Genomic DNA, 15,497 nt, shown 5'->3' with positions numbered 1-15,497 from the left:
GGGGCTATTCCCCGCTGGGTTTGGCCAGCGGTTGGTTGATAGCCACGGGCACGCCGAAATTGGGCGAGCCGTCGGCGTTCCAGGTAAATTTTTGCATGCGCGGGTTGCGCTTGTCCACGCAGCCCTCGGCGGGGTTGGAGTTGGCGTGGTAAATAATCCAGTCCTCCTGGCCGTCTTTCGACTGAAAGAAGGAATTGTGGCCGGTGGCGTAGGCGCGGTTGGCCGGGTTCTGGGAGAAAACCGGCTGGTTCGATTTCGTCCAGGACGCGGGCAGCATGGGGTCGGCGGTGGCGCTGGCCGTGAGCTGGCCCAGGGCGTACTGGTCGGTGCCGCAGAAGCTGGCCGAGTAAATCAGAAACGTTTTGCCGGCGTGCTTGATGATTTCCGGGCCTTCGTTCACGTAGGGCGGACCCACGTTTTCCCAGGCAAACTCGGGGTGCGAAAGCTCTACCCGGGGCCCGGTGAGGGTCCAGGGGTTGGCCATCTGAGAGATGTAGAGGCGCTGCACGGCGTCGACGCCGTTGTGGCCCGACCAGATGAAGTAGCGGTTGCCGTTCTGTTCCAGCACGGTGCCGTCGATGGCCCAGAAGTCGGCCGCGGCGTTGTAGAGGCGGCCTTTGTCGACCCAGGTGCCGTTGGTGGGGTCGGGGCTGGGGTTTTCCAGCACCCAGGTCCGCTGCAGGCCCAGGTTGGTGCCGTTGGGCCCGGCCGAGTAGTAGATGTACCACTTGCCGTCGAGGAAGTACAGCTCCGGGGCCCACAGGTTGCCCGAGGCCGGGCCGGTGGGCGGCGGCGTCCAAGCCACCACGCTGGGGGTGGTGCCCAGGTCCGACATGCGGGCCGTTTTCCAGATGCGCAGGTTGCTGCCCGTGGTGTGCATGTAGTAGTAGAAGCCGTCCTTCTGCACCACCCACGGGTCGGGCCCGGAGGCCAGCAGCGGGTTGGTGAAGGTGTTGGCGGCGGTGGGCGGCACCACGGCGGGGGCCGCCGGGGCAGTGCGGCTGCTGTTGCAGCCCGCCAGGGCCAGCAGGCACAGCAGCGGCCAGCGCCGCAGGGTCGAAGCGAAGGGAAAGGTGCGCATGGCGAGGGGCCGTGAAGCAGTGGGCGATACGGCCGCCCCGGGTTGCAGCCCGGGACGGCCCTCTCACCACCACCCCTTAGTAGCCGGGGTTCTGGGTCACGCCCGGGTCGATGTCGATGTCGCGCTGCGGAATGGGCAGCAGCTTCGAAATGCCCAGGCGGAAGTTGGCAAAATCAGGGTCGCGGCCGCGCAGCTCGTCGATGCCGGCCTGGTTGTCCATCAGGCCCCAGCGCAGGATGTCGAACCAGCGGGTGCCTTCGCCGGCCAGCTCCTTGGCCCGCTCGCTGCGGATGAGCAGGCGCAGGGCGCTCTGCGAGAACGAGCCCGTGAGGGGGGCCAGGTTCACCGAAGGGCGCTGGCGCACGCGGTTGATGAGGGGCAGGGCGGCGCTCGTCTGGTTGAGCTCGGTGAGGGCTTCGGCCTGCATCAGCAGCACGTCGGCGTAGCGGATGACGCGGTGGTTGATGCCCGACGAGAAGTTTTCGTCGGTGCGGGTGCGGTCGTTCAGGTACTTGCGCCAGTACTGCTGGTTGGGGTTCCAGCCCCACCCCGAAAAGGTCTTGCCGTAGAACACGCCCGGGTTGCCGGCGTGAATGATGCAGATGTCGCGGCGCGGGTCAATCAGGTGCTTGCGGGTGCTGCCGGGCGCCAGCAGCGTCACCGTCGAGTCGCGGTACTCGTCCAGCAGCCAGCGGCGGGGCTGCACGTCGGCAAACGTGGGGCCGGGAGGGCCGAAGAAGTTGGGCCGGTCGTGGCTTTCCGACGAGGCCGAGTTGTCCTGCCCCTGCCCTACTTCCAGCACCGCCCCCGTAAACTGCACCTCAAACAGCGACTCCTTGTTGTTTTCATTGGTGTCGGTGAAGTTGTCCAGGTAGTTATCCACCAGGTCGTACTGGTTGGTGCCGATGATGGTGCTGAACAAGGCCGAAGCGTCGGCCCAGCGCTTCTGCTGCATGTACACCTTGGCCAGCAGGGCCTGGGCGGCGCCTTTTGTGGCCCGGCCGCGCTCGGGGTCGGGGTAAGTGGCCGGCAAATCCGGAATGGCTTCCGTCAGGTCCTTGATGATTTGGGCTTCGGTTTCGGCCGCCGTGGCCTGGGGCACGCGGGTGGTCACCGTGGGCTCCACCAAAATCAGCGGCACGCGGCCGAAGAAGTATACCAAATCGAAGTACGACAGGGCGCGCACGAACTTGGCTTCGGCGATGAGGCGCTGCTTCAACCCGGCCTCCATTTCAATGGCCGGCACGCGGGTGATTACCTGGTTGGTCCGGAAAATGGTCCGGTAGTAGTCGTTCCAGGCGAAGGAAGAGATGAAGAAGTTGTTGTCCGGCGTCACAAACCGCGTGAAGTTGGCCAGCTCCACAAAGGGGCTCTGGCTGTACGACTCGTCGGAGCGGTGCGCCATGAAGTGCCAGCTGCGGTAGTAGCAGGCAAACTGCTGCAGGCCCGAGTAGCAGGCCAGCACGCCCTTGTTGGCGTCGTCGGCGGTTTTCCAGAACGTGGCCGTGGAGGGCGCGTTGGGGTTGGTTTTGTCCAACAGGTCTTTTTCGCAGCCCGTGGCCAGCACCAGGCTGGCGGCGAGCAACAAAGCGGGAATTTTCGGGAATTTCATGGGATGACGTGGTGCGCGCGGCAGCCGGGAAAACCGCGGGTTCTCTACCGGCCCGCGCCGGTGAGTTAGAAATTGACTTGCAGCCCGCCCGTGAAGCTGCGCACGTTGGGATAAGCGCTGTTGTCGACGCCGCGGCTGTAGAAGCCCGTGCCCGTGATTTCCGGGTCGAAGCCCGTGTACTTCGTAAACGTCACCACGTTGCGGCCCGTCACGTACACCCGCACGCTGCCCAGGCTGGGCATGAAGCTCGTGAGGGTTTTGGGGAAGGTATAGCCCAGCTGCACGTTTTTCAGGCGCAGGTAGGCGCCGTCTTCCAGCCAGCGCGTGGTGTTGGCGCGGCCGTTTTCGGCCGCCGACTTGATGAGGTCAGGGGTGGCGCCGCCGCCCTGCAGCAGGCGCGGCGTGGTGGTGGATGGGTTGCTCGGCGACCAGGGCGTCACGTCGGCGTTGTAGTTGTTGGGGCCGCTGTAGCTCTCCAAGGCAATGCGGGCCGAATTGAAAATCTTGTTGCCCGAAACGCCCTGCCAGAACAGCGACAAGTCGAAGCCCTTAAAAGCCGCGTTCAGGTTCAATCCGTATTGCAGGGTCGGAATCGACTTGCCCGAAAACACGCGGTCGAGGTTGTCAATCTTGCCGTCGTCGTTCGCGTCCTTGTAGCGCACATCGCCGGCCGTGGCATAGGGCTGAATGATGGTGCCGTTGGAGCTCTTGTAGTTCTGCGCCTCCTCGCGCGACTGGAAAATACCGTCGAACTGAATCAGGTAGAACTCGCCCAGCGACGAGCCCAGCTCCGAGCGCGTGAAGCCTTCGCCGCCCTCAAAGGCCTGCCCCTTCACGGGCAAAGCCGTGATTTTGTTGCTGATGGTGGTGAGCGTGAAATCGGCGCCGTACACGAAGGCCTTGCGGTTTTCGTGGTAGCCCAGAGCCAGCTCAAAGCCCCGGTTCTCGATGTTGCCAGCGTTCTGGTATAACACGTCGCCAAAATGGCCAAGGTAGGTGGGCACCTGCACGGGCGCCAGCGCCTTGCGGGTTTCGGCAATGTAATAGTCGGTCGAGAGGGTCAGGCGGCTGTCCAGCACGGCCAGGTCCAGGCCGATGTTTTTGGTAAACCGTTCTTCCCACTGCAGGTCCGGGCTGGCCAGCGCCAGCTGCGTTTGGCCGTTCACAATGGTTTGGCCGGTGCCCAGCACGTAGTTCACGTTCTGCCCAATGATGGGCGTGGTAAGGTAGTTGCCGCCGTAGGAGCCAAACAGCGCGTCGTTGCCGTTGCCGCCGTAGCTGGCGCGCAGCTTCAGGTTGTTCACTTGCGGCAGCGCGTCCTTAAAGAACGTTTCTTCGCTCAGGCGCCAGCCCAGCGAGGCCGCGCCAAAATTGGCCCAACGGTTCTGGGGCGCAAACTTGGACGAGCCGTCGCGCCGGAAGCTGCCCGAAATGAGGTAGCGGTTTTTGTAGTCGTAGGTGGCTTGGGTGAAAAACGAGCGTTTGGCATTTTCCGTCGACGTGCCCAGCACGGCGCCCTTTGTGGTGCCCGCGCTCAGCTCGAAATAGTACTGCGGCAAGCTCGAAAAGACTTGCGAGCCCGCTTGCACATTGTGCTGCCGGTAGCGCTGCTCCGAGTAGCCGCCCAGCACGTTGATGTGGTTGTCGCCGAAGGCCTTGTTGAAATTCAGGGTGTTTTCGGCCAATAAAAACACGTCGTAGCCCAGAAACTCATTGAGCGAGGACGTATTGATGCGCGTGTTCTGGCGCAGAATGCCCGACTTCTGGGCGTCGGAGTTGCTGTAGGTGTGCCCGTCGATGGCCGCGTTCAGGCGGTAGGTGAGAAAATCGAAAAGGCTCACGTCCATGCTGAAGTTGCCGGCCAGGCGGTTGTCGGCCTGCTTGCGCCGCAGCAGCTCCTGTGCCCCGATGGGGTTGGTGGCGAAGGTGTTGAGAATGGGCGAACCGGTGCCGTAGCCGCCTTCGTTGCGGGCGTCGTACACCGGAATGCTCGGCAGCATGGCCAGCACGTCGATGAACGGCGCCCCGTTCAGCAGCGTCACGTCGAGGTGGGTCAGCTGCGCATTTTCCTGGAATTTGAAGCGGCCCCGCGTCAGGCCCGAGTTCAGGCGCAAGCTCAGGCGCTGAAAGTCCGGCCCTTTCACAATGCCCTCCTGGTGGAAGTATTCGCCCGAAATCAGGAAGTTGCTGGCGGTTTTGTCGCCCACGCTGCCACCCGAAAACGACAGGTTGTAGTCTTCCAGCGTGCCCGTCTGAAAGAATTCCTTCTGCCAGTCGGTGTCGATGTTGGGGTTGAAGGCGCCGCCGGGCCCTTTCACGGCGCCGGCCAGGCCGTTTTGGCCGTTGTTCAGGGGGTTCAGGCCGGCGTTGGCGTAGGCCTGCACGGCGCGGTCGGCCCAGTCGCTGGCGTTGGTCAGGTTGTAGCGCTTGTAAATCTGGTCGATGCCGCGGTAGCCGTTGAACGCAATGGAGGGCTGACCGGCCTTGCCTTTTTTGGTGGTGATGAGCACCACGCCGTTGGCGCCGCTCGAGCCGTACACGGCCGTGGAGCTGGCGTCCTTCAGCACCGTCAGCGACTCGATGTCGTTGGGGTTCAAATCCCGGATGTTGCCCGTCCACAAGCCGTCAATCACATACAGCGGGCCGCTGCCCGCGTTGCCCAGCGTGCCAATGCCCCGGATGGACACCACCGGCGCATCGCCGGGCCCACCCGAGCCCTGCACGGTCACCCCCGGCAGGCGGCCCTGCAAGGCCTGCGTGGCGGTGGCCACGGGCGCTTTGTTGGCTTCTTTCACGTCGAGGCTGCTCACGGCGCTGGTCACGTTCTGGCGGTCCTGGGCCAGATAGCCCACCACCACCACTTCGCTCAGGCCTTGCGTGTCGGTCGCGAGGCGGGCATCCACGGCGGTGCGGCCGCCCACGGCCACTTCCTGGGTTTTGTAGCCCACGAAGGAAAACACCAGCGTGGCCCCGGCGGGCGCCACCAGGCTGTAGCGGCCGTCGGCGTCGGTTTGGGTGCCGGTGCTGGTGCCTTTCACCAGCACGGTCACGCCCGGCAGGCCGGCGCCATTCTCATCCGTGATGCGCCCCGTCACGGGCGTATCGGCGGCCTGCTGCACGCTGAACAGCCGCGCCGCGGGCGCGGCCATTGCCGGGTGCAGGCCGGGCAGGCTTAGCATGCCCCCTAGCAGGACGGGCACCGCAAAACCGGGAATCTTCGGTACTGACTTTTTCATAAGAACTGTGGTGGGAATTGGTGAGAACAAACACAATCGATTGTGTAATGGACTGTCAAAAATCGACTGTTTCCGAAAACACAATGTAATGTCCGAGGCAGGAGAGCAGAGAAAGTTGTAAAGCTTAAACCCGGGCAAAAACCGCATTTAAGCGTTATAAACAACTTTTTTTCTTCTACGACGCCGGCACCAACCACCCAAAAGGGCGCAGCTGGAGTCGCTTGAAAGTTGGCAATGTTACTGCAATTTCCTGATATTTTCAATTTAACGATTGTTTTTTTCTGAAGAGGTCCACTTTTTTTCCCGGCAGTGTCGTCTTTTCCTTTTCCCTCTCTTCCGGCGCGGGGTGCGGTGCCGGGCCAGCTTTCACCCACAACAAAAAAGACCAGGGCCACCGGGCCCTGGTCTTTTTTGTTTCGGCGCTGCTGACGGCCTAGCGGCGGCTCATTCGCAGCACTTGCCGGGCATTGCCCTGGCGCACGTTGAGGTAGTACACGCCCACGGGCAGGGCCGCGGCCCGCGGCAGGGCAATGCGCTGCGTGCCGGGCTGCGCCGGGACCGTGCCGGTCAGCACGGTTTGGCCCAGCATGTTCTGCACCGTGAACGTCACGGGGGCGTCTTGGTGGGTGGTCAGCTCCACGGTGGCTTCGCCGCCCTCGTAGGGGTTGGGGAACACCGTGGCCTCGAATACGGCTGCGGCCTTGGTGGTTTGCAGGGTTTGCACGGGCGAGTAGCTGTGCTCGCCGTTGGTGTCTACCTGGCGCAGGCGGTAGTATACCTGGCCGCTGGCCGAGGCCCGGAAGCTCACGTCCAGGAACTCGTACTCGGTGCGGGCCGCCGACGTGCCGGCGCCTTCGCGCTGGCCCACTTCGGCAAAACGCTGGCCGTCGGTGCTGCGCTCCACGGCGAAGTAGGCGTTGTGCTTCTCCGAAGCCGTTACCCAGCTCAGGCGGGGCGTTTTCTCGGCCCAGGCCGCGGCGAAGCTCACCAGCTCCACCGGCAGCGGCGTCACCGAGATGGTGGCTTGCGCAGTGGTGAAGCAGCCGGCGGCGTTGGCCCCCGTCACGGTGTAAGTCGTCGTGACGGACGGGCTCACGGTGATGGTCGGCGTGGTATCGGCCAGGTTGGTGGTCGTGCCGCCGGCGGTGGCTGTCCAGGAATACGTGCTGCCACCGGTGGCGGTGAGCGTGGTGGGCGTGCCGGGGTCGGCAGTGGTCGAAGTGGGCGCCACGGTCACGGTGGGCTTGGCGCTCACGCTCACGCCCACGTCCTGGCTGTTGGTGCCGCAGGGCGTGGTCGTGATGACGCGGTAGATGGTATTGGCTGCGGGCGTAGGCGCGAAGGTGGCCGACGTCGACAAAATGCTGCCCAGGTCGGTGGTGCGGTACCACTTGTAGGTGGTGTTGGTGATGCCCGAGCTGGCGGTGAGGGTGGCCGCGTCGCCGGCGCACACGGCGGCCGAACTCGGCGTGACGGCATACGTGGGCGCGGCGGCAATGCTCACCACTATTTGCTGCGTGGCCACGGCGCCGCAGGGCGAAGTGGCCGTGACCGTGTAGGTGGTGGTGCCCGTGGGCGTGGCCGTCACAGTGGCCCCGCTGGTGGAGCTCAGGCCCGTGGCCGGCGACCACGCGTAGGTAGCGCCGGGGTTGTCCGACAGCGCCGTGAGGGCAATGGGGCTGCCCGCACAAATGGTGGCGGCGGCCGGCGACACGGCCACCGCCGAAACGCCCACGCTCACCGTCACTTCTTTGGTGATGGTGCTGCAGTCGGAAGTGGTGGCCACCACCTGGTAGGTGGTGGTAGCGGCCGGGGCCACCGTGAGGGCGCTGGTGGTGGCCAGCACCGTGCCCTGGCCTTTCTCAAACCACTGGTAGGTGGCGCTGGTGCCGCTGTAAGTAGCCGTGAGCGTGGTCGACTGGTTGGCGCACACCACCGGGGCGGCGGGCGCCACCAGCACGTCTTTCACCGGAATGGTGACCTGCTGCGAGCTTACGCCGCAGGAGGTGGTGGCTTCCACCGTGTAGGTGGTGGTGGCGGTGGGGGCCACGGTCAGGGTCGAGCCGTTCTGGTTCGGAATCACCACGCCGTTGGCGCGCCAGGTGTAGGCGCCACTCAGTAGGCCCGAGGCTGTGAGCGTGACGCTGCTGCCCGAGCACACGCCCGACACGGCGCTGGTGCCCGACGAGGCCAGCGACAGCGTGGGCGTGAGCGTGAGGTAGACGTACGACACGGTGTTGTTATTGCACGAGTTGCCGGGCACGCTGCCCTTGCCCGCGTCCGATTTTAAACGGAAAATGGTGGCCGTGGTAAACGACGTAGCCAGCGCAAGCTCGTTGGGCGTAGCGGTCGAGCTGGTTGGCACAATGGCGCTGGACAGGTCTTCCACCACGTCGTCGGCGGGGTCGTTCACCACGCCCTGGTCAATCACCCGCGACCACGTCATGAGCGAACTCGAAGTAGAGCTGCCGCTGAACGAGTATTGGGCACCAGCCGTGGGGCACACCGCGCCGGTGTAGCCGCTCTGGCCTTTGTTGGTCACGCTGGTGTTCACCAGCGTGCCGTTGTCATAGTAGCGAATGGCAATCTGGTTCGAGCACTGCGCAAACCCCGGAACAGACGCCAGCAGCAGGGCTAAGCTGCCCAGCAGGGTAAATAGTTTTTTCATGATAAAGTTTGTTTAAACGGTAGCTGTTTAATGCAATCAACCCGAAGATAACGCAAAATTACAGCCAAGCGTATATAATTGCACTTCATTACTTTTTCTGGCCGAATAAAGGCAATTATAATAGCATTTAGTATAACTATTTTGTTAAAACGATTTAAATAATCGGTTAAATTATTTGATTATTTTCTGCATTTATTCATATTAACACCGTAAGTATATCAGCATGTGAATTCATGGCTGAACCCGTGGTAGCGGCTGCCTTAGGCTGGCGTGCGGCTGGTAAGGTTTGTCCGCTGGCGGCTCGCTGCCGCGGGGTAACCACTACAAGAAAAAGGCCCCGCAACATGTGTTGCGGGGCCTTTTTGTCCTTCAGAAGGAAACTGTACCGAGGGTTTAGCGCCCGCCGATGGCGTCCAGCGCAGCCAAGTCGTCGGCCGTGAGGCGGATGTCGGCGGTTTTCATGTTCTCTTCGAGATGCTTCACCTTCGACGTGCCCGGAATGAGCAGGATGTTGGGCGAGTGGTGCAGCAGCCAGCTCAAGGCGATTTGCTGGGGCGTGGCGCCGTGCTTGTCGGCCAGCTGGCCCAGGGCGGCCAGGGCCTGCTGATTGCCGCCGGCCAGCGGGTACCACGGAATGAAAGCCATGCCTTGCTCGCGGGTGTAGGCAAGCTCGGCCTCCCACTTGCGGTTGTCGACGCTGTACATGTTTTGCACTGACACGACTTTCACAAATTCCTGGGCTTTTTTAATCTGTTCCACCGAGACTTCCGACAGCCCGATGTGCTTGATGATTCCCTGCTGCTGGGCTTTTTGCAGAAATTCCAGCGTTTGCTCAAACGGCACGTTCGGGTCGACGCGGTGCAGCTGGTACAAGTCAATCTGCTCCACGCGCAGGCGCTTGAGGCTGCCGTGCAGGGCATCTTCCAGGTGCTTGGGGCTGGCGTCGATGGGCCACTCGTTGGGACCGGTGCGCAGCAGCCCACCCTTGGTGCCGATGACGAGGCCGGCCGGGTAGGGGTGCAGGGCTTCGGCAATCAGCTCTTCCGACACATTGGGCCCGTAGCTGTCGGCCGTGTCGATGAAGTTGACGCCGAGTTCCACGGCGCGCCGCAGCACGCGGATGGACTCGGCGTGGTCGCGCGGCGGGCCCCAAATGCCGTCGCCGGTGATGCGCATGGCGCCGTAGCCCAGGCGGTTCACGGTGAGGTCGCCGCCGAGGGCGAAAGTGGGATTATAGGTGGAGGTGCTGGTATCAGACATAAGAGTTAAAACATTACAAGTGAGGTGCGGCCGGGCACGCCCCGCGCCGCAGGCCCGTAGGAAGACGGCCCGGGCTGGCAAATGTTTTATACTAATCGCAAGGGCACTTTCAAAACAGGCCGTCGCTCGCCGCGCACAAGCCGAAAGCGCCCCCTGTAACCACAGCTACAGGGGGCGCTTTCGGCTTGCCAGAGTCTTGACGAAGGATTGCTACAGCTGAATCTCAGCGAAAGAGCCCGTCACTTCTCCCACACCGGTGAACGTGGTGCGGAATTGGCCATTGACAATCCGGGTTTTCGTGTCATAGGTCGTCGTTCCGGTGGCGTTGGTGCCAGATTCGCCTTCGAGAGTGCTGTCGAGGGCGTTGGTCGTGTTAGGGGCCGTGGCCGTGCCTTTCGTGAAGAACAGCGTCAGGGTTTTGCCGCTGGTGAGCTTGCCGGAGAAGCTCAGATGCGGTGCGCCGGTTTGGTAGGAACCGTTGATAACGCGGGCTTCTTTGAGTTCGTAGGGCGGGGCCCCGGCTTCGGAAACCGACACCTTGATGGAAGATTCTACCGGGCTCGGTGTCGGCGTCGGCTTGTCTTCGCTGCAGCTGGTGGCCAGGGTGCCAAGCAGCAACGCCGGGGCGAAAAGGGTGATAATGCGCATAAAGCTAACTAATTGCGGAAGGATGATTACAGCAGTGCAGGCATGACGCCAACGGTAGGGCCCGAAAGAACGGAACAGCCCTGCCGCTGTTTAAACCAACGTTTGCAGCACTTGATTCCTCACCTTCGCGCTCAGCTCGCGCACGGCGGCGGCGATGCCGGCCGCATCGAAACCGCACTCTTTGTATAGCTCGTCTTGGGTGCCGTGCTCCACCACGCGGTCGGGGATGCCGAGGCGGCGCACCGGCAGGTGGAAGCCGTGGTCGGTGAGGAACTCCAGCACGGCCGAGCCGAAGCCGCCGGGCAGGCAGCCGTCTTCCACGGTTACGATGGCGCGGTAGCGGCGGGCAATGTCGCGCAACATTTCCTCGTCCAGCGGCTTGCAGAAGCGCATGTCGTAGTGGCCCGCGTCGAGGCCTTCGGCCAGCAGCGTTTCGGTGGCTTTCACGGCATAATTGCCGATGTGGCCGATGCTGAGGATGGCCACGCCGCCCTCTTCGCCCTCGCGCACCACGCGGCCCGTGCCGATGGCCACGCGCTGCAGCGGCGTGCGCCATTCGGGCATCACGCCCTCGCCGCGCGGGTAGCGGATGCTGAAAGGGCCGGCGTTTTCGGGCAGGGTGGCGGTGTACATCAGGTTGCGCAACTCCTGCTCGTTCATCGGGGCCGACACCACGATGTTGGGGATGCAGCGCATGTAGGCCAGGTCGTAGCAGCCGTGGTGGGTGGGGCCGTCGGCCCCGGCAAAACCGGCGCGGTCGAGGCAAAACACCACGTGCAGGTTTTGCAGGGCCACGTCGTGCACCACCTGGTCATAGCCCCGCTGCATAAACGAGGAGTAGATGTTGCAAAACGGAATCAGGCCCTGCGTGGCCAGGCCGGCCGAGAACGTGACGGCGTGCTGCTCGGCAATGCCCACGTCGAAGGCGCGGTCGGGCATGGCTTCCATCATGATGTTCAACGACGAGCCCGACGGCATGGCCGGCGTGACGCCCATCACCTTATCGTTGGCCTCGGCCAACTCCACCATGGTGTGGCCGAACACGTCTTGGTACTTAGGCGGCTGCGGCTTCTCGGGTGTTTTCTTGTAAATCTCGCCCGTGATTTTGTCGAACAAGCCCGGGGCGTGCCACAGCGTCTGGTCCTTTTCGGCCAGCGCGTAGCCCTTGCCTTTCACCGTCACGCAGTGCAGCAGCTTGGGGCCGGGAATGCTTTTCAGGTCGTTGAGAATGGTGACGAGGTGCTGCACGTCGTGCCCATCCACGGGGCCGAAGTAGCGGAATTTCAGCGCCTCGAACAGGTTGCTCTGCTTGAGCAGAGTAGCCTTCATGGCGGCCTCTACTTTGCGGGCAATCTGCTGGGGGTTGGGGCCAAACTTCGAGAGCTTGCCCAGTACGTTCCAGAGTTCGTCGCGCACCTTGTTGTAGGTGCGGGAGGTGGTGATGTCGGTGAGGTATTCCTTGAGCGCGCCCACGTTGGGGTCGATGCTCATGCAGTTGTCGTTCAGGATAACCAGCAGGTTGGAATTGGCCACGCCGGCGTGGTTGAGGGCCTCGAAGGCCATGCCGGCCGTCATGGCGCCGTCGCCGATTACGGCGATGTGCTGCCGGTCCTTCTCGCCCTTGTAGTCCGACGCCACGGCCATGCCCAGTGCCGCCCCGATGCTGGTGCTGCTGTGGCCCACGCCAAAGGCGTCGTACTCACTTTCGCTGCGCTTGGGGAAGCCCGACATGCCGTGGTAGCGGCGGTTGGTCGGGAACCGGTCGCGGCGGCCGGTGAGGATTTTGTGGCCGTAAGCCTGGTGGCCCACGTCCCACACCAGCTGGTCGTAGGGCGTGTTGAAGACATAGTGCAGGGCCACGCTCAGCTCAACCACGCCCAGCGAGGCGCCGAAATGCCCGCCGTAGATGCTCACCGAGTCGATGATGAACTCGCGCAGCTCGGTACTGAGCTGGACTAACTGTTCGGGAGCAAGCTTTTTGAGGTCGTCGGGCGAATCAATCGCCGCTAGCAGCGGGCCGGGTTCAACTATCATCGGGGCAGGCGTGGTGGGATGGTGACGGAGGGTTAACCGCCTGACCCGCTAAAAGATTATGGGGCCGGCACAAAGGTACGACGGCGGACGAAGAGCGGTTGTTCGGGAGCGGCAGAATCGGGGCCTTGGTCGGGGTTTGGGCGTTGATAATCTAGTTTTTGCCGGCCCGGCTGGCTTTCGAGCGGACCTTTGCGTATCGGCAAGCCGATTGGGCCGCTTCGCTGTTACGCTGCCATAAACCCTAAAATAAAGACGCTGGATGCAACCTCCGGCCCCCGCGACGGCACTTTGGCCGTTATGCACTGTATGAAACGAACTATACCGGCCACCGCCGTTCTGCTTTCCGCCCTGCTGGGCACCGCTCACTTGGCCTCGGGCCAACAAACTCCTGGCGGGGCCCGCCCCGCTCCTGCTGCCGCCGCTCCCCGCGCGGCGGCGGGCCGCGTGTCCGGCACCGTGACCGATGCCGCCACCGGCAAACCGGTTTCCTACGCCTCGGTGGCGGTGCTGGATGCCGCGGGCAACCCGGTGAACGGGGGCGTGTGCGGCGACGACGGCCGGTTTGTGCTGCCCGGCATTCCGGCCGGCACCTACACGGTGCAGGTGAGCTTTGTGGGCTACAAAAACGAGGAGCGGCCGGGCGTGGTGGTAACGGCCGGCAATGCCACCGAGTTGGGCACGGTGAAGCTGGCCGTGTCGGCCCAAAAGCTGGGCGAAGTGGTGGTGACGGGCCAAAAAGCCCTAATTGAGGAGCGCGTGGACCGCACGGTGTACAACGCCGAAAACGACCAGACCACCCGCGGCGGCGACGCCACCGACGTGCTCAAGCGCGTACCCATGCTGAGCGTGGACCTCGACGGCAACGTGAGCCTGCGCGGCAGCTCCAGCATTCGGGTGCTTATTAATAACAAGCCCTCCACCATTGCGGCCAGCAGCATTGCCGACGCCCTGAAACAGATTCCGGCCGAGCAGATTAAAACCGTGGAGGTCATCACCTCGCCTTCGGCCAAGTACGACGCCGAAGGCTCCGGCGGCATCATCAACATCGTCACCAAGACCAACGACCTGCGCGGCGCCACCCTCGGCGTGAACCTGAGCGCGGGCCTGCGCAGCACCAACCTGGGCCTGCAAGGCAGCCTGCGCACCGGCAAAATGGGCTTTTCGCTGGGCGGTTTCGGCCGCTCGCAATACAACACCCCGGGCGAGTTCACCAACACGCAGGTGACGCGCAGCCTGGCCACCGGCGCGGCCACCACCACCGTGCAAAGTGCCGATACCCGCAACCAGGGCATTTTTGGCCGCTACCAGCTGGGCTGGGACTACGACATCAACAAGTTCAACTCGCTGCAGGCCTCTATTTCGTATGGCACGCGTAGCGGCAGCAACTATCAGGACGGGCTGCTGCGCAACACCTACGCTGGCACGCTGGCCGGCGGCACGCCGCTCAGCAGCGACCTGCGCGACACCTACTCGAAAGACAACTCGGGCACGGTGGACGCCAGCCTGACCTATACGCACAGCTTCGAGAAGCCGCAGCACGAGTTCAGCATTCTGACGCTGTTCAGCCGCAACGACCGCACCAACAACTTCACGAACACCATTCTGGGCTCGACGCAGCCCGGCCCGGCGCGCATCGAAAACGAGAACCCCAGCTACAACGAAGAATACACGGTTCAGTTTGATTACCAGAACCCCATCAGCAAGACCCAGATTTTGGAAGTGGGCGCCAAGAACATTCTGCGGCGGGTGAATTCGGACTATGCCACCACGTCCTACGGCGCCGGGGGCGAAGTGCTGCCGACGGTGGGCCTCACCTCGGCCAGCAACGTGTTTACTTACCGCCAGAACGTGACGGCCGGCTACGCGGCCTACACCCTGGGCCTGCCCAAAGGCTTCACCCTGAAGCCCGGTGTGCGCTACGAATACACCACCATTCAGGCCAATTTTGCCCGCTCCGAAGCGGCCAACATTCCCGACTACGGCGTGCTGGTGCCCAGCGTGAACCTCTCGCGCAAGCTCTCGAACGGCAACGTGCTAAAGCTGGCGTACAACCGCCGCATTCAGCGCCCCTCGCTGCAGTTCCTGAACCCCAACGTGAACGCGCAGAACCCCAAAAACGTGAGCCAGGGCAACCCCTACCTCTCGCCCGAATACACCAACAACTACGAGTTGGGCTACAGCACCTTCTACAAGCGCCTGAACCTGAACTTCAGCACGTTTGTGCGCAACACCACCGGCTCCATTGAGGCCCTGCGCACGGTGCGCGGCATTGATACGGTGTCGACCAGCTACGCCAACATCGGCCAGCAGAATGCCTACGGCGGCAGCATCTTCGCCAACATCAACAACGGCAAGCTTACCCTGAACGGCGGCGCCGACTTCTACTACACCACCCTCACCAACAACGTGCCCGACCGCAACTTCGCCTCCTCCAACGAGGGCTTTGTAATCGGCGGCCGGGTGGGCGGCTCCTACAACATCACCCCGGTCTGGGGCGTGCAGGCGTTTGGCGGCTTCCGCGGCCGGCAGGTGCAGCTGCAGGGCAACCAGTCGGGCCAGGGCTTCTACACCGTGGGGGTGAAGCGCGACTTTGCCGAGAAGCGCGGCAGCATCGGCTTTGGCGTTGACAACGTTTTCACCCCTACCATCACGGTGCGCAACACGGTGGTGTCGCCGCTCATCGACCAGGCCAGCGCCAACACCTCGCATATTCTGGGCTTCCGCGTCAACTTCAGCTACCGCATCGGCAAGCTCACGGCCACGCCCCCGCGCCGCTCGAAGAGCATCAACAACGACGACCTGAAGAGCGAAGGCGAAGGCGGCGGTGGCGGTGGCATTGATGCCGGCGGCGCCGGTGGGGCTGGCGGCGGTGCTCCCGGCGGTGGCGGCGGCCGCCCGGCCGGTGGCCAGCGCCCCGGTGGTGCCGGCGCAGCGCCCGGCGCGACGGGTGCTCCCGGG

At 63.4% G+C, this 15,497-nt stretch carries 8 protein-coding genes; 1 reads left to right on the top strand and 7 read right to left on the bottom strand.

Features of this window, described 5'->3' with window-relative positions:
- Nucleotides 1–4 precede the first annotated feature (4 nt).
- From IC234_RS21180 to dxs, 7 genes are all read right to left on the bottom strand, one after another.
- On the bottom strand, nucleotides 5–1,081 hold the full coding sequence (locus IC234_RS21180; protein WP_223827834.1) for a glycoside hydrolase family 43 protein: 1,077 nt from the start codon (nucleotides 1,079–1,081) through the stop codon (nucleotides 5–7).
- A 76-nt stretch (nucleotides 1,082–1,157) separates the two neighbouring features.
- Nucleotides 1,158–2,693, bottom strand: a complete 1,536-nt coding sequence (locus IC234_RS21175; protein ID WP_190928679.1) for a RagB/SusD family nutrient uptake outer membrane protein — start codon at nucleotides 2,691–2,693, stop codon at nucleotides 1,158–1,160.
- A 65-nt stretch (nucleotides 2,694–2,758) separates the two neighbouring features.
- Entirely contained in the window at nucleotides 2,759–5,929 is a 3,171-nt protein-coding gene (locus IC234_RS21170) for a SusC/RagA family TonB-linked outer membrane protein (protein ID WP_190928677.1), read from the bottom strand.
- Nucleotides 5,930–6,362: 433 nt separating this feature from the next.
- Nucleotides 6,363–8,597 carry a T9SS type A sorting domain-containing protein gene (locus IC234_RS21165; RefSeq protein ID WP_190928675.1) on the bottom strand — a complete coding sequence of 745 codons (2,235 nt, stop codon included), beginning with the start codon at nucleotides 8,595–8,597 and terminating at the stop codon, nucleotides 6,363–6,365.
- Between the two features lie 393 nt (nucleotides 8,598–8,990).
- The gene (locus IC234_RS21160; RefSeq protein WP_190928673.1) at nucleotides 8,991–9,857 is read right to left on the bottom strand and encodes an aldo/keto reductase; all 867 of its coding nucleotides are present in this window, start codon (nucleotides 9,855–9,857) and stop codon (nucleotides 8,991–8,993) included.
- A 210-nt stretch (nucleotides 9,858–10,067) separates the two neighbouring features.
- A complete protein-coding gene (locus IC234_RS21155) occupies nucleotides 10,068–10,505 on the bottom strand; it encodes a hypothetical protein (protein ID WP_190928671.1) in 438 nt (145 codons plus the stop codon).
- A gap of 90 nt (nucleotides 10,506–10,595) precedes the next feature.
- Nucleotides 10,596–12,539, bottom strand: a complete 1,944-nt coding sequence (dxs, locus tag IC234_RS21150; protein ID WP_190928669.1) for a 1-deoxy-D-xylulose-5-phosphate synthase — start codon at nucleotides 12,537–12,539, stop codon at nucleotides 10,596–10,598.
- Nucleotides 12,540–12,845: 306 nt separating this feature from the next.
- On the opposite strand from dxs, the gene IC234_RS21145 reads away from it, so the two are divergent.
- Nucleotides 12,846–15,497: TonB-dependent receptor domain-containing protein (locus IC234_RS21145; RefSeq protein ID WP_190928667.1), on the top strand; the 2,652-nt coding region annotated here is incomplete at its 3' end.

The organism is Hymenobacter armeniacus (genome assembly GCF_014699055.1).
GTDB classification, from domain to species: domain Bacteria; phylum Bacteroidota; class Bacteroidia; order Cytophagales; family Hymenobacteraceae; genus Hymenobacter; species Hymenobacter armeniacus.
Note: the sequence above shows the minus strand (reverse complement) of the source record. Positions and strands in the feature narration are given on the sequence as shown.